The 19,086-nt window shown below is 62.8% G+C and carries 16 protein-coding genes; 6 read left to right on the forward strand and 10 right to left on the reverse strand.

Annotation, left to right across the window (positions count from 1 at the left end):
- Positions 1–109: 109 nt before the first annotated feature.
- Together NKI50_RS26230 and NKI50_RS26235 are read right to left on the reverse strand one after the other, a co-directional pair.
- The gene (locus NKI50_RS26230) at positions 110–1,486 is read right to left on the reverse strand and encodes an MFS transporter (protein ID WP_352480971.1); all 1,377 of its coding nucleotides are present in this window, start codon (positions 1,484–1,486) and stop codon (positions 110–112) included.
- A 185-nt stretch (positions 1,487–1,671) separates the two neighbouring features.
- Positions 1,672–6,456 (reverse strand): NAD-glutamate dehydrogenase, encoded by a 4,785-nt coding sequence (locus tag NKI50_RS26235; protein WP_352641313.1) that lies wholly within the window; start codon positions 6,454–6,456, stop codon positions 1,672–1,674.
- 134 nt (positions 6,457–6,590) lie between these two features.
- Here NKI50_RS26235 and NKI50_RS26240 point away from each other — a divergent pair, with 134 nt between their 5' ends.
- Both NKI50_RS26240 and NKI50_RS26245 read left to right on the forward strand, forming a co-directional pair.
- The gene (locus NKI50_RS26240; protein WP_023719735.1) at positions 6,591–7,154 is read left to right on the forward strand and encodes a peroxidase-related enzyme; all 564 of its coding nucleotides are present in this window, start codon (positions 6,591–6,593) and stop codon (positions 7,152–7,154) included.
- A gap of 123 nt (positions 7,155–7,277) precedes the next feature.
- Positions 7,278–7,601, forward strand: coding sequence for a YciI family protein (locus NKI50_RS26245; protein ID WP_352494112.1), 324 nt, complete (start codon positions 7,278–7,280; stop codon positions 7,599–7,601).
- A gap of 9 nt (positions 7,602–7,610) precedes the next feature.
- On the opposite strand, the gene NKI50_RS26250 is transcribed toward NKI50_RS26245, so the two are convergent.
- On the reverse strand, positions 7,611–8,225 hold the full coding sequence (locus NKI50_RS26250; RefSeq protein WP_352480973.1) for a LysE family translocator: 615 nt from the start codon (positions 8,223–8,225) through the stop codon (positions 7,611–7,613).
- A gap of 393 nt (positions 8,226–8,618) precedes the next feature.
- On the opposite strand from NKI50_RS26250, the gene NKI50_RS26255 reads away from it, so the two are divergent.
- Positions 8,619–9,245: a DUF1062 domain-containing protein gene (locus NKI50_RS26255; protein ID WP_352641310.1), complete on the forward strand. Its 627-nt coding sequence runs from the start codon at positions 8,619–8,621 to the stop codon at positions 9,243–9,245.
- 57 nt (positions 9,246–9,302) lie between these two features.
- Here the strand turns inward: NKI50_RS26255 and typA are convergent, their stop codons facing one another.
- Positions 9,303–11,132 (reverse strand): translational GTPase TypA, encoded by a 1,830-nt coding sequence (gene typA, locus NKI50_RS26260; protein ID WP_023719738.1) that lies wholly within the window; start codon positions 11,130–11,132, stop codon positions 9,303–9,305.
- A gap of 198 nt (positions 11,133–11,330) precedes the next feature.
- Between typA and NKI50_RS26265 the strand changes: the two genes are divergently transcribed.
- A complete protein-coding gene (locus tag NKI50_RS26265; protein ID WP_023719739.1) occupies positions 11,331–11,612 on the forward strand; it encodes a hypothetical protein in 282 nt (93 codons plus the stop codon).
- Between the two features lie 46 nt (positions 11,613–11,658).
- Here the strand turns inward: NKI50_RS26265 and NKI50_RS26270 are convergent, their stop codons facing one another.
- Both NKI50_RS26270 and NKI50_RS26275 read right to left on the reverse strand, forming a co-directional pair.
- A complete protein-coding gene (locus NKI50_RS26270; RefSeq protein ID WP_352641308.1) occupies positions 11,659–13,233 on the reverse strand; it encodes an alkaline phosphatase D family protein in 1,575 nt (524 codons plus the stop codon).
- A gap of 365 nt (positions 13,234–13,598) precedes the next feature.
- The gene (locus NKI50_RS26275) at positions 13,599–14,882 is read right to left on the reverse strand and encodes an MFS transporter (RefSeq protein ID WP_031194621.1); all 1,284 of its coding nucleotides are present in this window, start codon (positions 14,880–14,882) and stop codon (positions 13,599–13,601) included.
- An 82-nt stretch (positions 14,883–14,964) separates the two neighbouring features.
- Here NKI50_RS26275 and NKI50_RS26280 point away from each other — a divergent pair, with 82 nt between their 5' ends.
- Both NKI50_RS26280 and NKI50_RS26285 read left to right on the forward strand, forming a co-directional pair.
- On the forward strand, positions 14,965–15,570 hold the full coding sequence (locus tag NKI50_RS26280; RefSeq protein WP_352641306.1) for a TetR/AcrR family transcriptional regulator: 606 nt from the start codon (positions 14,965–14,967) through the stop codon (positions 15,568–15,570).
- A gap of 97 nt (positions 15,571–15,667) precedes the next feature.
- Positions 15,668–16,258 (forward strand): hypothetical protein, encoded by a 591-nt coding sequence (locus NKI50_RS26285; RefSeq protein ID WP_352641304.1) that lies wholly within the window; start codon positions 15,668–15,670, stop codon positions 16,256–16,258.
- A 17-nt stretch (positions 16,259–16,275) separates the two neighbouring features.
- Here NKI50_RS26285 and ppa read toward each other — a convergent pair whose 3' ends face one another.
- The 4 genes from ppa to NKI50_RS26305 all read right to left on the reverse strand — a co-directional run bounded on the left by ppa (position 16,276) and on the right by NKI50_RS26305 (position 19,037).
- The gene (gene ppa / locus NKI50_RS26290; protein WP_023721304.1) at positions 16,276–16,806 is read right to left on the reverse strand and encodes an inorganic diphosphatase; all 531 of its coding nucleotides are present in this window, start codon (positions 16,804–16,806) and stop codon (positions 16,276–16,278) included.
- A gap of 115 nt (positions 16,807–16,921) precedes the next feature.
- Entirely contained in the window at positions 16,922–17,428 is a 507-nt protein-coding gene (locus tag NKI50_RS26295) for a GNAT family N-acetyltransferase (protein WP_023678138.1), read from the reverse strand.
- Positions 17,429–17,545: 117 nt separating this feature from the next.
- The gene (locus NKI50_RS26300; protein WP_352480980.1) at positions 17,546–18,184 is read right to left on the reverse strand and encodes a TPM domain-containing protein; all 639 of its coding nucleotides are present in this window, start codon (positions 18,182–18,184) and stop codon (positions 17,546–17,548) included.
- A 10-nt stretch (positions 18,185–18,194) separates the two neighbouring features.
- Positions 18,195–19,037 (reverse strand): TPM domain-containing protein, encoded by an 843-nt coding sequence (locus tag NKI50_RS26305; RefSeq protein ID WP_352588424.1) that lies wholly within the window; start codon positions 19,035–19,037, stop codon positions 18,195–18,197.
- Between the last annotated feature and the right edge of the window lie 49 nt (positions 19,038–19,086).

Raw genomic sequence — 19,086 nt, forward strand, 5'->3', positions numbered from 1 at the left:
CTGGCCCGTCTGCTTCACTGCCATCGCGATTCCCTCAGACCGTCCACCTCAGAGAATCACAATCAGCGAATTACGCAACAGGCCCGCTGTGGGAGAGGGGAAGAGCAGCTCACTCTGCCGGCCGATCCGCCGGATAGGGCGTGCCGATCAGGATCGCCATGCCGGCGCCGAGGAACAGCACGATCGCCGCCATGCCGAGCCGCGCCGAGCCGCTGGCCAGGGTGATCGTGGCCACCATGAAGGGCGCTGCAAAACTTGTTGCCCGACCGGCCAGCGCATAGATGCCGAAATAGCGGCCGGATTCGGCTGCGGAGACGCTGCGCGCCATGTAGGAGCGCGACGATGCCTGCACCGGCCCGAAGGCAAGCCCGATCAGCAGGCCGTAGAAAATGTAGGCTTTTTCCGCCGCCGTGCCGAACAATCCGCCGCCGTCCAGTCCGGGCATCACCCAGGCGCCGAACAGCGTATAGCCCGGGCCGGTCGAGACGATGCCGATCGTGGCAATGCTCAGCATGACCAGCGAAATCATCACTATGGTCTTGGAACCCAGTGCAGTGTCGAGCCGTGCGGCAACCACGCAGCCGACGATGGCAACGACGTTGAGGATGATGCCGAACAGGCCGATCTCTGTGATCGACCAATGGAACATTGCCGCCGCAAACGTTCCGCCCAGCGCCAGCAGCGCGTTGACGCCGTCCTGATAGATCATGCGGGCGACGAGAAAGCGAAAAATACCGCTGCGCTTGCTTACTTCGGCTAGCGTCGACTTCAGTTCCGACAGGCCCTCGCGCACCGCCGGCCCGATTGGAATGCCTTTGATCGCATCAGGCGTGAAAAAGAACATCGGCAGGATGAACAGGAAATACCAGGCCGCCGACAACGGTCCGGTGGCGCGCGCGTCCTCGCCGAGCCTGGGGTCAAGGCCGAAGATCGGGTCGAGCCCGACGACGGTCTTGCCGGTTTCAGGCGAGCCGGCCATGACGGTAACGACGAAGATTAGCGCGATCATGCCACCGAGATAGCCGAGCCCCCAAGCCATGTTCGAGATCCTGCCGATGTCGCTCTTCGGCACCAGGCGCGGCATCATCGAGTCATTGAACACGGTCGAGAATTCAGCCGCGACCGATGCCAGCGAGAACAACGCCACGACCAGAAAAAGGTTGGAGCCGGGCGCGGCGAACCACAGCAAGGTGAGGCTGGTGATCTTGACCGCGGCGAAGAAGGCTATCCACGGTTTGCGTGGTCCGGTCTGATCGGCGATCGAGCCGAGGATCGGCGACAAAACGGCGATGACGAGGCCGGCGGCGGCAATGCCGTAGCCCCAGGCCGCTTGCCCCGTCTCCGGATTGCTGGCCATGCGCGAGACGAAATAAGGACCGAAGATGAAGGTGGTGACGACCGTGAAGAACGGCTGGGCCGCCCAGTCGAACAGCATCCATCCCCAGATGCCGCGTCCCGACGCACGCTGCACTGCGATCTCAGCCATGTCCCCTCCGCTGGAGCTTGCTCCGTGCCGATCGAATCGGCATGATGCTCCGTCTTGTTGTTGAGCACGATCTTGTCCAAAAGCCGATCGTTACGTTCGCGATCATGCTCCGGCGCCCCAAAGCAGCGCGCCGTTCGCTCTATAGCGCAGTTCTTCCCGGCAATCCCGCGCGATGTGAAGACGTCTCACAGCGCCGTCAGATCACTCATCAGGCCGGACGCCACCGACAGCCGGGACACGGTGATGTCGCCGCCCTCGGTCAGAGCCTGCAGTCGCTCGCGGATGCGTCCGACCCGTTCGCCGCCGGCCTCCAGCCATGCTGTCACCGGATCCGCCGCCTCGGCATGACTGGTGAGTGCCGCCACGGCGATGCCGCGCCTGGCCGCGCCGATCGTGTCGGTGGCGCGGAAAAGCGCCAGTTGATCATAATAATCCGAGGGCGTGATCGAGCGCGCCGCATCTTCGACGCGCGGGATGCGGAAGACATCGCTGACTGCAAAAAACGCCTTGGCGGCAGCGACGATGCTGGCATTTGCCGTCCGCGCCGTCAGCGCAATGTCGGGGATGAGCTCCGCCACATCGGTCAACGCCAGTTGCTCGGCAAGGCTCTCGGGCGCGCCGCCCTTCGACAGGCCGTGCCGCCGCTCCTCGATCCGCTCGCGAGAGAAGGCCGGCAGCAGCGAAACGAGCTTCGGCTCCAGCGCCTTGCGCGCATCCTGCAACTCGGCGATCCGCTGCCCGAGCGGTGCGGTGCCGGCATCGTTCTTCAGGTACCAGCCGCTGGTCACATAGATCAGCCGGCTGACCGCCTGATAGAGGTCGAGCTGGATCTGTCCGTCGATCTGGTTGTCGAGCGCGTCGATCTGCCGGTAGAGCGCCGGCAGCGCAAAGCCATCCCGCACCACGGCGAAGGTGCGCACGACATCGGCGGCACTGCGGCCAGTCGCTTCCTGCAGCCTGTTGACGAAGGACGGGCCGCCGCGATTGACCAGATCATTGGCGACGACACGGGCGATGATCTCGCGGCGCAGCCGATGGCCGTGGATTTCTCCCGCATATTTCTTCGCCATGCGATCGGGGAAATAGCCCATCAGATCACGGTCGAAATGCGGATCGTCCGGCACGTCGCTGGCGACGATATCGGAAAACAGCACGATCTTGGCATAGGCGAGCAGCACGCCGAGCTCGGCCCGGGTCAGCGGCTCACCGCGCGTCTCGCGCTCGGCAAAGGCCGCCGGCGACGGCAGCGCCTCGACGGCACGGTCGAGCAGTCCGCGCGCCTCCAGCGTCGCCATGAAGCGGCTCTGATGGGCGATGTCGGCGAGCCCGCGCTTACGGGCAAGGGACAGCGCCAGCGTCTGCTGGTAATTGTTGGACAGCACCAGGGCGCTGACCTCATCGGTCATCTCGGCCAGCAATTTGTTGCGCGCCGGCCGGGTCAGCGATCCCTTGCGCATGGCGGAAGCCAGCGCGATCTTGATGTTGACCTCGACGTCGGAGCAATTCACGCCGCCCGAATTGTCGATCGCATCTGAGTTGCAGCGGCCGCCATTCAATCCGAATTCGATGCGCGCCCGCTGCGTGACGCCGAGATTGGCCCCCTCACCGATGACCTTGGCACGCAGGTCGAGCGCGGTGATGCGGATCGCGTCATTGGCACGGTCGCCGACGTCCTGGTTGGTCTCGCCCGATGCCCTGACATAGGTGCCGATGCCGCCAAACCACAAAAGGTCTGCCGGCGCCTTGAGAATGGCACTCATGATCTCGACTGGCGTGGCCGTTGTCTTGCCGAGGCCGATCGCCGCAGCCGCGGGCGCCGGCAAGGTGATCGACTTCTGGCTGCGCGAGACGATGATGCCGCCCTCCGACAGCTTCGTCTTGTCGTAATCCTGCCAGCTTGAACGGGCGAGAGCGAACATACGCCGGCGCTCGGCCATCGAAGCCGCCATGTCGGGATCGGGATCGATGAAGATGTCGCGATGATCAAAGGCGGCGATCAGCCGGGTCTGCTCCGACAGCAGCATGCCGTTGCCGAACACGTCGCCCGACATGTCGCCGACGCCGACGACAGTGAACGGCGTGGTTTGGATGTCGCGGTTCATCTCGCGGAAATGCCGCTTGACTGCTTCCCAGGCGCCCTTCGCGGTGATGCCCATCTTCTTGTGGTCGTATCCGGCCGAACCGCCGCTGGCGAAAGCGTCGTCGAGCCAGAAGCCGTGCCTTTCGCTTATGGCGTTGGCGGTGTCCGAGAAGGTCGCCGTTCCCTTGTCCGCGGCGACGACGAAATACGGATCATCCTGATCGCGCCGCACCACGCCGGCTGGCGGGATGACGCCGTCCAGGCCGATATTGTCGGTGATCGACAACAGGCTGGAAACGTAATTCTTGTAGGCGGCCGTGCCGGCCTCGAAAATGGCGTCGCGCCCGGCGCTCATCGGCAGCTTTTTCGGGTAGAAGCCGCCCTTGGCGCCAACCGGCACGATCACCGCATTCTTGACTTGCTGTGCCTTGACCAGGCCAAGCACCTCGGTGCGATAGTCCTGCGCACGGTCCGACCAGCGCAGGCCGCCGCGCGCGACCGGGCCGAAGCGCAGATGCACGCCCTCGACCTCGGAGCCATAGACGAAGATCTCGCGCCATGGCCGCGGCGCCGGCAGCCCGTCGACCGATTGCGAATCGAGCTTGATCGCCAGTGATTGGCCCTTCTCTTTCGTATCGGCAACGAAATGATTGGTGCGCAGCGAGGCTTCGATCAGGTTCAGATAACGTCGGATGATGGTGTCGTCGTCGATGTTGGGAACGTCTTCCAGCGCATCCGTGATCTTGGCCTTCAGATGTTTGGCCTGAACGACGCCTTCCGTCTCATCCGTCGGGCCGAGGCGGGCGACGAACAGCGCATGCAGTCCGCGGGCGATCTCGGGATAGCGGTTGAGTGCGGCGGCGATGAAGTCCTGGCTCTGCGGGATACCGGCCTGCTGCAGATAGCGGCCATAGGCGCGCAGGACGGTGATCTCGCCCGACCACAGGCCTGCGGTCTGGGCGAGGCCGTTATAGCCGTCATTGTCGACATTGCCGCGCCAGACGGAAAGGAACGCGTCCTCGAACAGCGCGCCGCCATTGCCGAGGTCGATCGGCCTGCCGTAGCTGTTCTCAAGTTCCATGTCGTGGATGAAGACCATGCCGGATTGATTGTCGCCGACCTCGAAAGTACGCTCGCTGATGACGCGGAAACCGATGTTTTCCAGCACGGGCACGCGCCGCGACAGCGCCACCGGGCTGCCATGGTGATAGATTTTCAGCGCCGCCTGATGCGGCTTCTGGTCGGCGTGACGGTAATAGTCGATGGCGATCGGATTTGACGCATCGAGCCTGGCGATGCGCCCGGCATCGGCCAGCGCCACGGCCGGCGGGAAACTGTCGCGATAACTTTCCGAAAAGCGCGAGGCGATGGCCGTTAGCTTCGCGTCGGCCCCGGTCTCGGTCGCGGTCTCGCGCAGTGCATCGTCCCAGGTCCGTACGATGTCGCGAATCGCCGCCTCGATCGTCGCCTGCTCGACCTTCGGCGTCTTGCCGCCGGAGCGGCCGATGATGAAGTGGACGCGCGCCAGCCCGCCTTCCGGGAAGGCCGGATAATAGGCCGACAGCCGGCCTTCGAAGACGGTCTTCAGATAGGTGCCGATCTTCTCGCGCACGACGCTGTCGTAGCGGTCGCGCGGCACGAAGACGAGCACGGAGACGAAGCGGTCGAACTGGTCGACACGCACCAATGCCCTGACGCGCGGCCGCTCGATCAATCCCAGTATGGCTTCGGCATGCTTGCGCAGGATCGGCACCGGAACCTGGAACAACTCGTCGCGCGGATAGCTCTCCAGCACGTTGATCAATGCCTTGCCGGAGTGGTCGCCGGGATTGAAGCCGGATTTGGCAATGACGGTTTCGGCCTTCGAGCGCAGATAGGGGATTTTCATCACCGAGCGCGTATAAGCAGTCGAGGTGAACAGTCCGACGATGCGCAGCTCGCCCGAAAGCACGCCTTTGCCGGTGTAGGTCTTGACGCCGATGTAGTCGAGGTAGATGCGGCGGTGCACCGATGACTTGGCGTTGGCCTTGGTGACGATCAGCGGTTCCGGCCCATGCAGGAAGGCGCGGATTTCCGGCGTCGTGCTCACCGCTTCGGTGCCACGCCTGAGCACCAGCACGTCGGGATCGGAAAGGATGCCGAGGCCGGGCTTTTCGGCACGCTCGAGCATGCCGCTCTTCTCGCCGCCGGTGTATTTGAATTCACGCATGCCTAGAAAGGTGAAATTGTCGTCGCGCAGCCATTCGAGGAAGGCGATCGCCTCGGTGACATGGGCCTTGTCGAGCGGCACCGGCGAGTAGCGGAATTCCGAGATCGCCTGGTCGAGGCGGGCAAGCATCGGCTTCCAGTCGATGACGGCGGCGCGCACCTGACCGAGCAGCTTCGTCAGGCGTGCGGAAAGGCCTTCGGCCTGCTCGGCCGAAAGGCGGCCGATATGGACATGGATGACGCTCAGCCGGTCATGGCTGTGCTCGCCCTTGGCATAACCGCCATCGCCGAGGATTTCCTCGACGCCGTTCTTGCCGTGCCTGACCACGATGACCGGGTGGGTAACCAGCAGCGGCTCGCCGGCGCTCTCTGTAATCTCACCGAGGACGGAATCGAACAGGAACGGCATGTTGTCGTTGACGACGGTGATCACCGTCATCGGCCGGCCTTGGCGGACGACACCGGAATCGACGTCTATGGCAACGACGCAGTCGTCCTTCTTGTGCCGGGCGACAGCGCGGCCGGCGAGTTCGGCAGCGCGTTCGAGATCGATGACGTCGTAGGCGGCGACATCTTCGGCCGGAGCTCGGGCCAGCAAGTAGTCGGCAAGCCTGCCGGGCTTTTCGCTGCCCTTGGCCGGACTCATCTTTTTCAACTGGCTTGCGGATTTCAGGCCGGCCATGAGCTAATTCCCTCCCGTCATGTTTTTACAACTATCGTAGCAGATGACGGGTATTTGGCGACAAAGGTTTGACGGCTTGCGACGAAATGTCGGAATTCACCGGCAGCCTGGCGGAAAACGAGGAGAAATCCCCTATGACAGACAAAATCACCGCGCTTGACCTCGCACCGGCGGAGCTGAGCGAAGCGACCAACGCCTATTTCGCCAAATGCCGGGAGAAGCTCGGCCTCGTTCCCAATGTGCTGCTCGCCTACGCCTTCGACGAGAAGAAGCTGCGCGCTTTCACCGACATGTACAATGATTTGATGCTGGGTGAATCCGGCCTGTCGAAGCTGGAGCGAGAGATGATCGCGGTGGTCGTCTCATCGGTCAACCATTGCTATTATTGCCTGGTTGCACATGGCGCGGCGGTGCGCCAGCTTTCCGGCGACCCGGCCTTCGGCGAGATGATGGTGATGAATTTTCGCGCCGCCGAGCTGTCAGACAGGCAGCGCGCCATGCTCGAATTCGCGGTGAAGCTGACCGAGCAGCCGGCAAAGATCGTCGCAGCCGACCGGGCGGCGCTGCGGCAAGTGGGCTTTTCCGACCGCGACATCTGGGATATCGCCTCGACTGCCGCGTTCTTCAACATGTCGAACCGGCTGGCATCGGCGATCGATATGCGGCCGAACGATGAATATCACGCGATGGCGCGATAGGGCACCGCGGTCGTATATATTAGCTACATCGCATTCTCGTTGCTTGTTTGCCGGTTTGGTCCGATGATCGGCATGCGGCATGACCGCATGCCGGTTCGATGCCGCCGATCAAAGGAGGAGAACATGGCGAAATTTCTCTACGTCTATCACGGCTCGGGCAAGATGCCGACCGAGGAGGCCGAACGGAAGGCAGCGATGGATGCCTGGAACGGCTGGTACGGCAAGCTTGGCTCAGCCGTGGTCGACGGTGGCAATCCAGTCGGCATGTCGAAGACCCTGCTGCCCGGCGGCAAGGTCGAGAACAATGGCGGCAGCAATCCGACCGCCGGTTACACCATCATCGAAGCGAAAGACATCGACGATGCCGTCCGCAAAGCCAAGGATTGTCCTATCCTGACGGACCCGGGTTTCAGCGTCGAGATCGCACCGATAATCGAAATGGGTTGACGCGGCGGCTCAAGACCGCGCCGCGATCGCCGCCGCAGCGCCGGCCATGGTGCCGGCGCTGACGCGGTTGGCGATCTTCATCGCCCGTTTGCTCCTCAAGAGCTTGCGCGCCTGCGATGCGGCGAGCACCCAGGTCAAATCGATGGCGACCAGCACCACGGCCATGGTCGCCGTCAGCTCGACCCAGCCGATCACGCTGACTGAACCGAGATCGATGATGGTCGGCAGCAGCGCCAGGTAGAACATCATGATCTTGGGGTTGCCGAGCGTTACCGCCATGCCGGCAAAGAACAGTCTGACGGGCGAATCTTCGCGCGGCAGCGAACCTTCTTTTGCCTCGACCGGTGCGGTCCACATCTTCCAGGCAAGCCAGGCGAGATAGACGACGCCAACCCATTTCACGACGACAAAGGCGAAGTGGAACGTCTGCGCCACCACGGCGAGGCCAAACACCGCCAGTGATAGCCAGATCGCTTCGCCGATCCACATGGCAAGCAGGAACGGAAACACGTCGCGAAACCCTTTTGCGATGACCCGCGCCACAAGTGCGGCAATCGACGGGCCCGGCGAGCCGGCGGCAACAAGCAGGGCGCCGGCAAAAATCAGAAGCGACGTGAAATGCATGACGCGGATCTCGTTAGAAATTTTTGGACGCTTCAACATAACCCAACTGTTCCGGCGACGGTAGCGTCCACCGAAAGAAGGCTTGTCGGCCAGGCACCTCGCGGCTAGAAGTGTCGTCTCGAAATCCTTTCCGAGCTTCACTTTGCCTACGTAACCGCCGGTCTCGCCAACTCCCCCGACACAGAGCAGGGCGTCGCAGTCGCGGTGCCTGTTTTCACATCATCTGTTCTTCAGGGTGGCGGTTCGAGACCGGTTTGGCACTGCTGAACCGCTGTCGCGCATAACCCGCGACACCTGATTTCCAACTGCCGCAGTCTCTCGCCACGCCGTGCCCGCAGGGGCATCTCGACATCGCCGATCTGACGAACTTCCCGACGGGAAGGGCTTTTCGGCATGCCTTCGACACTGCGTATCCGCTGGACGATCGCGCCCAAGACCGCACCGCGACCTCACCTCAACTGCAATCGCTGCGGCGGTCTGAAAGCCTATCGCTGCAGCGGCAAATTCCGGGTCAATGCCAATGGCAAACGCATTGATGCCTGGTTGATCTACCGCTGCATCGATTGCGACAATTCCTGGAATTTCGGCATTCTGGAGCGATGCAGTCGCCGCGATATCGAACCGGCAATATTGCAGGCGCTCGAACGCAACGATCCGGTCCTGGCGCGGCGCCATGCTTTCGATACTGCCGCACTGCGAAGCAGGATCGGGCGCGTCGAGGAGTTTCCTGAAGCCGCCGTTCATAAGCAGGTGCTCGGGGACAGGCCGGAAAACACCGCCGCCCTCGAACTCCAGTTCGAGCTCGAAATGCCGACAGCGCTGCGGCTCGACCGGTTGCTCGCCAACGAACTCGGTGTCTCGCGATCGCGGCTTCAGGTTTGGGAAGAGAAGCGATTGCTGGTGGTTGGTCCGGATGGGGCCAAAGCCTTGCGCAGGCCGGCCCGGGCGGGAACGGCGATCCGCATCGACCTGTCTAGCGATCCAGACCGGGACGGCATTATCGCGGCTGCCGGCGGGTAAGATAAAGGGAGGAAGCACGCACGTGCTCCCTCCCTCATAGTGGCTGAGAAAAGTGGCTTACGCCGCGCCGACCACTTTCGCCGACTTCTCGAAACGCTTGCGCTCGTTCGGGTCGAGATAGAGCTTGCGCAGGCGGATGGTCTTCGGCGTCACCTCGACCAGCTCGTCGTCCTGGATCCAGGCCAGCGCGCGTTCCAGCGTCATGCGGATCGGCGGCGTCAGTTTTACCGCCTCGTCCTTGCCGGCGGCGCGGATGTTCGTCAGCTTCTTGCCCTTGAGCACGTTGACTTCGAGGTCGTTGTCCCTGGAATGGATACCGATGATCATGCCCTGATAGACCTTGACGCCGGGGTCGATGACCATCGGGCCGCGGTCTTCCAGGTTCCACATGGCATAGGCCACCGATTCACCCTGTTCGTTTGAGATCAGCACGCCGTTGGTGCGGCCGGGCAGCTCACCCTTATAGGGTTCGTAGGCGTGGAACAGCCGGTTCATCACGGCGGTGCCGCGCGTGTCGGTCAGCAGTTCCGACTGGTAGCCGATCAGGCCGCGCGTCGGCGCGTGGAAGACGATGCGCTGGCGATTGCCGCCCGAAGGGCGCAGCTCGACCATCTCGGCCTTGCGCTCCGACATTTTTTGCACGACGACGCCGGCATGCTCCTCGTCAACGTCGATGACGACTTCCTCGACCGGCTCCAGCAATTCGCCGTTCTCGCCCTTCTGCATGACGACGCGCGGCCGCGACACGGCGATCTCAAAACCTTCGCGGCGCATCGTCTCGATCAGCACGGCCAGCTGCAATTCGCCGCGTCCGGAGACGAAGAACGAATCCTTGTCCGGCGATTCCTCGATCTTCAGCGCGACATTGCCTTCGGCCTCGCGCAGCAGGCGGTCCCGGATGACGCGGCTGGTCACCTTGTCGCCTTCGGTGCCCGCCAGCGGTGAATCGTTGACCAGGAACGACATCGTCACCGTCGGCGGATCGATAGGCTGCGCGTGCAGCGGCTCGGTCACCGACAGGTCGCAGAACGTGTCGGCGACGGTGCCTTTCGACAAGCCGGCGATGGCGACGATGTCGCCTGCCTGCGCTTCGTCGATGGGCTGGCGCTCGAGCCCGCGAAAAGCAAGGATCTTCGAGATGCGGCCGGTTTCGACCTGGGTGCCATCATGGTGCAGCACCTTGACCGCCTGGTTGGATTTCAGCGTGCCGGATTCGATACGGCCGGTGATGATGCGGCCGAGGAACGGATTGGCTTCCAGAATGGTGCCGATCATGCGGAACGGGCCAGGATGAACGGTCGGCGCCGGCACGTGCTTGATGACGAGGTCGAACAGCGGCGCCAGAGCCTGGTCCTTCGGACCTTCGGGGTTTTCGGAGACCCAGCCGTCACGGCCCGAACCGTAAAGGATCGGGAAGTCGAGCTGCTCGTCGGTCGCGTCAAGCGCGGCAAACAGGTCGAACACCTCGTTGACCACCTCGACGTGGCGGGCATCCGGCCGGTCGATCTTGTTGATGACGACGATCGGCTTCAGTCCGACCTTGAGCGCCTTGCCGACGACGAATTTGGTCTGCGGCATCGGCCCCTCGGCGGCGTCGACCAGCACGATGGCCGAATCCACCATCGACAGGATGCGCTCGACCTCACCGCCGAAGTCGGCGTGGCCGGGCGTGTCGACGATGTTGATGCGGGTGCCCTTCCAGTCGACCGAGGTCGCCTTGGCCAGGATGGTGATGCCGCGTTCCTTTTCGAGATCGTTCGAATCCATGGCGCGCTCGGCGACGCGCTGGTTGTCGCGGAACGAGCCGGACTGTTTCAGGAGCTGATCGACGAGGGTGGTTTTTCCATGGTCGACGTGCGCGATGATCGCGATATTGCGGATTTTCATGTTTTGGTCTCGGGAGCGTTGCAGGCAGCAGGCCAAAAGGCGCTGCCTCTTTCGGTTGGGCGGCTCATACAGGGTTTTTCGCAATTGCGAAAGAGGAGGCGAGTCACCAAATAAAGTCACCAAATCTTAAATGTCTTGGTGTGAAGTGGAATTATTAACCAAGGCGGAACCTTTCATGGTCCGGGCAGTTCGAATTTCATGATCGACGCAGGCAGCAGACTCCGGCCGATTTTGGCATGTAGCGCACTCGCCGTCCTCCTCGCGGCAGGCGCGGCGCAGTCGGCCGCGTCGTTCAAGGAGACGCGGACTGCCCTGCCGTCCGACAAGCGGTCGGCGGAGCAGCTTTTTGCCGATGCTCCCGATGGCGTCGACCCGGTGGTGACCGGGCCAGTCAGCGCCGCCTTCAAGCAAAGGCAGCAAAATGCCGGATGCGACAGCGCCGTCTGGCCCAACATTCCCGTCGTCTGCTATCCCGATTGATACACGTCCTACCCTCGGGCTGGCCCGAGGATAATGGTGCAGTCGCTCACGCCGACCGGACCGGATCGAGCGTGACCTTGTAGAGTTCGCTGTCGTCGCGATCCATCAGCCGCACCGTCAGCTGCTCTGTAGCGCCATCGATATCGACAAGTCCGAAGAACTGCAGGCCGGCCGACGGCGGCAGGTTCTGACCCTGCTCGGCAGTCGGTGCCTTGATGAACTTCAGCTCCGGGCCGAAGGTCATGTCGAAACCATTCGGTCCGAATGTGCCTGAATGGATCGGACCCGAAACGAATTCCCAGAACGGATTGAAGTCCTGGAACTGCGCCTTGTCCGGATTGTAGTAATGCGCGGCCGTGTAATGCACGTCTGCGGTGAGCCAAACGGTATTGCTGATGCCCGCGTTCTTTATATAGCGAAGAAGGTGGGCAATTTCCAGCTCGCGCCCCTTGGCCGGGCCATTGTCGCCATTGCTGACTGCCTCGGCCCCGACCTTCTTGGTACCGTCATTCCAGACCACGAGGCCGAGCGGCATATCGGCGGCGATGATTTTCCACGTCGCGTTGGAATTTGCCAGCTCACGCTTCAACCACTTAATCTGCTGTTCGCCGAGGATGCGCGATTGCGGCGTCATCGTCTCCTGCATATCCGGGCCGTTGGGGCCGCGGTAGGAACGCATGTCGAGGAAGAACACATCGAGCAGCGGCCCATAAGCGATCTTGCGGTAGACGCGGCCCGGCTCCGACAGTTCGTAGCGGATCGTCGTCATCTCGTGGAAGGCGCGCGCAGCACGTGCCGCCAGCACATGGATCGATTTTTCGGTGTAGCGGTCGTCGGCGGTCAGGTCCTTCGAGTCCGACCAGTTGTTAAGCACCTCATGGTCGTCCCACTGATAGAAAGTCGGGCAGATGGCACTGAGCGCAAGAACGTTCTTGTCCATCAGGTTGTATTTCCACTGCGCCCGGTATTCGTCCAGCGTCTCGGCAACCTTGCGCTTTTCGTCGATCAGCACTGTGTTTTTCCACTTGTCGCCATTGGGCAGGTCGACCTCGTCCTTCATCGCACCATCGGCATAGACCGTATCGCCCGAATGCAGGAAGAAGTCGGGCGTGTGCTTGGCGATCGTGGCGTAGGTCTTCATGCCGGTCTCGTCGATGCCCCAGCCTTGGCCGGCGGTGTCGCCCGACCAGGCGAAACGAATGTCGCGCTTCGAGGCAGGTGCCGTGCGGAAGCGGCCGACGATCGGCTCCGAAACGGCGTTGATGTCGGCAAGATCGGCCGCCACCATGCGGTAGAAAATGTCCTGGTCGGAGGCGAGATCGGTAAGCAGCCGCTTCACCGTATAGTCGCTGGCCGGCGACGTATCGAGCGGCGCCAGGCGGACGGCATTGGCGAAATTTTCCGTCGACGACACTTCGAACATGACGCGCGACGGCCGGTCCGTGCGCGTCCAGACCATGCCGCTGGTCGCGTCGACATCGCCGGACTGAATGCCATGGGTGAAGGCCGGGCGCTGATTGGCGCGCGAGTAATAGGGAAGGGCGAGACCCGAGGCGCCGACCAGGCCAACGGCGCTGGCCGACGTGACGAAAGCGCGCCGCGTCATTGAAATCTTGTTCATGGCTGTCTCCTGGATGGCGTTGAACGTCGCCGCCAAGCTCCAGCTTCAATGTTTCAGGCACATTTCGAAACGATGAAGGTTTTCTGACATCAACAAGCGGGAAGGCTGGACCGCTCGGCGGCGAAGCTGCTGATCTCCCCCTTGCGGGTCCCTTGCGGGGGAGATGGCCGGCAGGCCAGAGGGGGGCGCTGTCCCGCCGACGTACAAATCAGAAAGAAATCAGACGGAGCAGCGGAGTTTGGGCAGAACATTGCGTAAAGTCGGAGGCTGGCGAACCTTCGCGCCCCCTCTGCCCTGCCGGGCATCTCCCCCGCGAGGGGGGAGATCGGCAATTTGGCCGACGGCATCTCTCCTGCAACGAGAAGCTATGCCGCCTGCGGTTCAGGATCGAACGCCGGGCGGCTGGTGTTGATCAGCAGCGAGATGCAGGCGGCGGCTATTGCCGTCATGCCGGCGATCAGGAAGGCAAGCTCGTAATTGCCCTGCAACTCACGCATAGTGCCACCGAAAAAGGCCGCTGTCGCTGCGCCGACTTGATGGCCGGCGACGATCCAGCCGAAGACGATCGGCCCGCTGCGGTCGCCGAACGCCTCGTTGGAAAGCCGCAGCGTCGGCGGCACTGTGGCGATCCAGTCCAGTCCGTAAAATACGGCGAAGATGATCAGGCTGGTCGCCGAGAAGCCGGAATAGGGCAGATAGATCAGCGACAGGCCGCGAATGCCGTAATAGATGCCGAGCAGCTTGCGCGGGTCGAAACGGTCGGTGAGCCAGCCCGACAGCGTCGTGCCAATAAGATCGAAGATACCCATCATCGAGAGCAGGCCCGCGGCCTGCACTTCGCCGATGCCCATATCGCCGCAAAAGGCGATCAGGTGCGTGCCGACCAACCCGTTGGTGGTGAAGCCGCAAACGAAGAAGGTGGCGAACAGGTACCAGAACACACGCGTACCGGCGGCGCGGCGCAACGTGCTCAGCGTATGCGCGAGGAAATTGCCTTGCGCGGCCGGCGGCGCGGGCGGCACATCGTCGAGCTCGGCGCCATAGCGGACCATGCCGATCGCGGCCGGACGCTCCGGTACCAGCATATAAACCAGCGGCACCAAGGCGGCGGTGGCCACGGCAATGGCAATAGCGACCGGCTTCCAGCCGCCAGACTGGGCGAGCGAGGCGAGCAGCGGCAGGAAGACCAGCAGCCCGGTGGCGCTGGACGCCGACATCAGTCCCATCACAAGGCCGCGATTGGTCTTGAACCAGCGGTTGACGATGGTGGCGCCGAGCACGGTGGCGACGGCGCCCGAGCTGATGCCGGAAAACACGCCCCAGGTGAGGAGCAGATGCCACGGCTTGGTCATCAGCAGGCTGAGCGCGGTCGATCCCGACATCAACAGCAGCGCGGCAAGCAAGGTGCGGCGCAGCCCGATCCGCTCCATCAGCGCCGCGGCAAACGGCCCAGTCAGGCCATAGAGGAAGATGCCGGTGGCCGCGGCCAGCGAGACGACGTCGCGCCGCCAGCCGAAACTATTCTCCAGCGGCAGCATCATGACTGCCGGCGCCGAACGCAGGCCCGCGGCGATCAGCAGGCAGAGGAAGATGACGGCGACCACGACGAAAGCGTAGCGCTGGCCAAACGGGCGGGATTGAGCTATCATGTTACTGACCGGTACGTTTCAGATGTGCGGAACATACGTACCGACCGGTAACATTGTCAACCAGGCAATCGGCAAACCAGACATGAAAAGCATTGAACCAACGATCAACGAGAATGGCGCACCGCTGCCTCGCGCCGCCGAACGGATTCTCCAGGTGGCGCGCGACCTGTTCTACCGGCAAGGCATCAGGGCGATCGGCGTCGACGAGATCGTACGGCGTGCCGGCGTCACCAAGCCAAGCCTCTACCGCAGCTTTCCGTCCAAGGATGAGTTGGCCGCATCCTATCTTCGGCACTATGACCTCGAATTCTGGGAGCGCTTCGACGAGGCGGTGAATGCCCATCCCGGCGATCCGCGCGCGCAGATCGTCGCCTTCCTGACGCGTGTCGGCAAGCGCACGCAAAGGCCCGACTATCGCGGCTGCGGCATGACCAATGCCGCGGTCGAATATCCCGAACACGGCCATCCGGCCCGCGTCGTGAGCGAGGCCAACAAGCAGGAATTGCGCCGGCGCCTGCGTGCTATGGCGGCGGCGATGGGCGCCGGCGACGCCGACACGCTGGGTGACGGGCTGCTGCTCCTGATCGAGGGAGCCTATATCAGCGGCCAGTTGTTCGGTGCCGGCGGACCGGCGCAGTCGGTGGCCCGCAACGCCGATCTTCTGATCGAGGCAAGCTTGAGGAAATAGCGTTCCGTTTACCAGGTCACTGTGAGCAGCCTGACTTCGTCTAGGCTGCTGCTGAATTTGACGGTACGCTGCGGCAGCCCGAACGGAGTTGTCCGCCATGCGCGCTCTTTTGATCCCGCTTGCCCTCGCCGGTTTCTGCCAGGCGGCCCGGGCTGGCGGCATATCCAGCGTCTATACCGATCTCGTCTGGGAGAAGGACTGCGTGACTTATGCCCAGGCGGAGGAAGGCGACGGCGACTGGGCCGACCTCGCCTGTTCGGGCTATGGCGGCTACCCGGTGATGGTTTCTTACGACGATGCGCGGGAATCGCTGTTCTACGGGTTTCCACCTGGCGACATGACCACGGTCTGGGAAAGCTTTTCCGGCCTCAACTCGGCTGGACCCAAAGTCGAGTGGCGTATCGAAACCAAGGGCGATATGGCCGTTCCTATCGCAGTCATCCATCGTCGCTCGATCAGCGATAGCGAGGGCGAGAACAAGTCGACGGAAGTGCTGATCGTCGCCAAGGTTGCCCAGCCTGGCGCCCACGAAGGCTGCACGATCGCTCTTGTGCTCGCCACCGGCAATCCCGCCGCCAACGATCAGGCGCGTAAGCTTGCCGACGAGAAGGCACGCACCTTCGCCTGCGGCAAGGACAAGCGTGTGATGCTGGGCAACACGCCCGATTTCGGCCGCGTCGATAACTGACTATTTGCGCCCGTCAATTACTTGCGCTTGGCCCGCTCGATTGCCTCGACGATCATCTTCTTGGCATAGGCGGCATCGTACCAGCCCTCGATCTTGACCCATTTGCCGGGTTCGAGATCCTTGTAGTGCTCGAAAAAATGCTGCACCTGCTGGCGGGTGATATCAGGCAGCTGCGTGTATTCGTGAACGTCCTCATAGCGCAAGGTCAGCTTGGGCGAAGGAACCGCGATGACCTTCTCGTCCTGGCCGGCATTGTCCTCCATCACCAGCACGCCGATCGGCCGCACATTGATGACGCAGCCCGGCACCAGCGCGCGTGTGTTGCAGACCAGCACGTCGATCGGGTCGCCGTCGCCCGACAGCGTGTGCGGTACGAAACCGTAATTGCCGGGATAGCGCATCGACGTGTGCAGGAAGCGGTCGACGAACAGCGTGCCGGCCTCCTTGTCCATCTCGTACTTGATCGGCTCACCGCCGATCGGCACCTCGATAATGACGTTGACGTCCTCGGGCGGGTTCTTTCCGCTGGCAATCGCTTCGATACGCATCGCTTTATCCCTCTCTCGATTGAAGATCGATAGCGGGCGACGGCGAATGGTGCAATGCGGCGAATGGTACTGGGGGATCGTCCGAACCGAAACCGGTCGGATCATGCGCTGGCCGTCATTCCCAGACGAAAGCGACCTTCTTCAGCGCCTTCTGCTCGAATATCTCGACGCCCTCGGCCACATCGCGACCGCCGGCGCCGGCATAGAAGGCAAGTGCGTTCTGATTGTCTTCCAGCGCCCACACCACCATGCCCTTCAAGCCATGGTCGGCCAACCGTGCCCGTGCCGCCGAGAACAGCCGGCTGCCGAGCCCGATGCCTTGATATTCCGGCCGCAGGTAAAGCTCGTAGATCTCGCCCTGCTGCCTGAGTTCGCGGGCACGGTTCTTGCCGATCGTCGCGTAGCCGGCAATTTTGCCGCCGATTTCGACGACCAGGACGGTGGCGGCGCGGCGAATGGCATTCGCCCACCAGTCGGCACCGCGGCGGTTGATCATCGATGTCAGAGTGCGGTGTGGGATGATGCCCGAATAGGCGCCGCGCCAGGCCTCGAGATGCACGTCGGCAATGGCGGCTGCATCGCGCGGCTCGGCTTTCCTGATGTCGATGCTCAGCGTATTCATGATTGGTTAACCATAAACCCGCGGCGCCCGATTGCAAGAGTCCGGTCAGCCACTGCGATGCTTTCGCACAGCCGAACGGTGCGTCCTTGAGACGCTGCAAAACCGCCTTTAGCGAGATCAAATCTCGACCAGATGGTCGTCCAGTTCGTTGCTGTCGCCGGTCGACATCGGAAAATGCTCGGCCAGTACCGCACCGACCGCTTCGACCGCCCTGACGAAGCCGTCGGCAATCCGATCGTCGCCGGCATGCGCCGTAAGGTCGCGGACGACACCGTCCCAGACATGCTGGCCGACACGAGAATCGATGCCGCTGTCGGCGACCACTTCAGCATAGCGCTCGGCGATCGAGACGAACACCAGCACGCCGGTGCGCGCCGCGGTGCGGTGGACGTTGCGGGCGAGGAACTGCTTCATCGCATTGGCGTGGGCGGCCTGGTAGCGCAGCCGCCTCGGCACCAAATGGATGCGCAATGCGGGCAATGCCCACAACAGGATGAGCACACTGGCAAGCGCCAGAAGCTCGGCTATGACGAAATGCGGCAAGCGGATCGACAGCCACCAGGCTTCCAGCCCGTAACCGACGGCGAGGCTGACGACGAGCATGCCGAGCATCGCCATGAAGGCGGCCGGGAAGAAATAGCCGTCGCTTGCATGCGCCACGACGCAGTAGATCTCGCCGTCGGTCTTTGATTCGGCAGCGCGGATCGCATCGGCGATGCGCTCATGATCCTCGGGGCTGATCGGTCGTGTTGCCATGATTGATGTCTCACCAGCTTCCTGAAGAACCGCCGCCGCCGGACGAACCGCCGCCGCCGGAAAACCCGCCGCCGGAACTTCCTGACGACCAACCACTGCCTGAACTTCCCGACGACCAGCCACTGCCGGACGAGGTCCCCGACGTCCAGGCACCGCCACCGGAGGGTGACGAACCTGGCCCGCGGCCGTAGCGGAACGTCATGCCCAGCCACTTGTACACGCCCGGCGACAGTTTCGTGCCGAAGATCGGCGGCAGGAACGCCATTGCCAAGCCGCCGAAGAACATCGTCGCCCACAGGATGATGAACAGCATGAAGATGGGATCGACAGGATTGTCATTCGCCGGATTGCGCTTGCCGCGCGCCTCCAGCTCTTCGGGATTGCCTTCCAGCACCATGATCATGTCGTCGACGGCCTTGCTGATGCCGCCTGAGAAATCGCCGGCACGGAAGGCCGGCACCATATCGTTTTCGATGATCAACTTGGTGTGCAGGTCGGTCAGCGTGCCTTCAAGCCCATAGCCGACCTCGATGCGCATCTTGCGGTCGTTCGGCGCCACCAGAAGCAGGACGCCGTTGTTCTCCTTCGCCTGGCCGAGTTTCCAGGCGCGAAACAACCGGTTGGCGTAAGGCTCGATCTCCTCGCCGTCGAGGCTGGGAATGGTCGCGACGACGATCTGGTCGGACCCCTTGGTCTCGAAATCGGCAAGCTTCTGCGTCAGCGCCACCTTGGTCGCGGCATCGATGATGCCGGCATTGTCGACGACCCGTCCGGTCAGCGCCGGCAATTCGGCGGCGAAGGCCGCGAAGCCGAACAGCAGCACCGCTATGGCCAACAGCGCGGTGCCGGTCATTTTGATGAAACGGCCGGATTCCACCGGGCTGACGGCGTGTCTTGTCATC

The sequence above is a fragment of the Mesorhizobium sp. M0563 genome, assembly GCF_040321065.1.
GTDB lineage: Bacteria > Pseudomonadota > Alphaproteobacteria > Rhizobiales > Rhizobiaceae > Mesorhizobium.

Bases quoted from the DNA above. Each gene is read 5' to 3' on its own strand.
- NKI50_RS26270 (WP_352641308.1), bottom strand. From the start codon at position 13,233: ATGAACAAGATTTCAATGACGCGGCGCGCTTTCGTCACGTCGGCCAGC.
- NKI50_RS26285 (WP_352641304.1), top strand. From the start codon at position 15,668: ATGCGCGCTCTTTTGATCCCGCTTGCCCTCGCCGGTTTCTGCCAGGCG.
- NKI50_RS26300 (WP_352480980.1), bottom strand. From the start codon at position 18,184: ATGGCAACACGACCGATCAGCCCCGAGGATCATGAGCGCATCGCCGAT.
- NKI50_RS26230 (WP_352480971.1), bottom strand. From the start codon at position 1,486: ATGGCTGAGATCGCAGTGCAGCGTGCGTCGGGACGCGGCATCTGGGGA.
- NKI50_RS26245 (WP_352494112.1), top strand. From the start codon at position 7,278: ATGGCGAAATTTCTCTACGTCTATCACGGCTCGGGCAAGATGCCGACC.
- NKI50_RS26265 (WP_023719739.1), top strand. From the start codon at position 11,331: ATGATCGACGCAGGCAGCAGACTCCGGCCGATTTTGGCATGTAGCGCA.
- NKI50_RS26235 (WP_352641313.1), bottom strand. From the start codon at position 6,456: ATGGCCGGCCTGAAATCCGCAAGCCAGTTGAAAAAGATGAGTCCGGCC.
- NKI50_RS26255 (WP_352641310.1), top strand. From the start codon at position 8,619: ATGCCTTCGACACTGCGTATCCGCTGGACGATCGCGCCCAAGACCGCA.
- NKI50_RS26275 (WP_031194621.1), bottom strand. From the start codon at position 14,882: ATGATAGCTCAATCCCGCCCGTTTGGCCAGCGCTACGCTTTCGTCGTG.
- NKI50_RS26240 (WP_023719735.1), top strand. From the start codon at position 6,591: ATGACAGACAAAATCACCGCGCTTGACCTCGCACCGGCGGAGCTGAGC.
- NKI50_RS26250 (WP_352480973.1), bottom strand. From the start codon at position 8,225: ATGCATTTCACGTCGCTTCTGATTTTTGCCGGCGCCCTGCTTGTTGCC.
- NKI50_RS26280 (WP_352641306.1), top strand. From the start codon at position 14,965: ATGAAAAGCATTGAACCAACGATCAACGAGAATGGCGCACCGCTGCCT.
- ppa (WP_023721304.1), bottom strand. From the start codon at position 16,806: ATGCGTATCGAAGCGATTGCCAGCGGAAAGAACCCGCCCGAGGACGTC.
- NKI50_RS26305 (WP_352588424.1), bottom strand. From the start codon at position 19,037: ATGACCGGCACCGCGCTGTTGGCCATAGCGGTGCTGCTGTTCGGCTTC.
- typA (WP_023719738.1), bottom strand. From the start codon at position 11,132: ATGAAAATCCGCAATATCGCGATCATCGCGCACGTCGACCATGGAAAA.
- NKI50_RS26295 (WP_023678138.1), bottom strand. From the start codon at position 17,428: ATGAATACGCTGAGCATCGACATCAGGAAAGCCGAGCCGCGCGATGCA.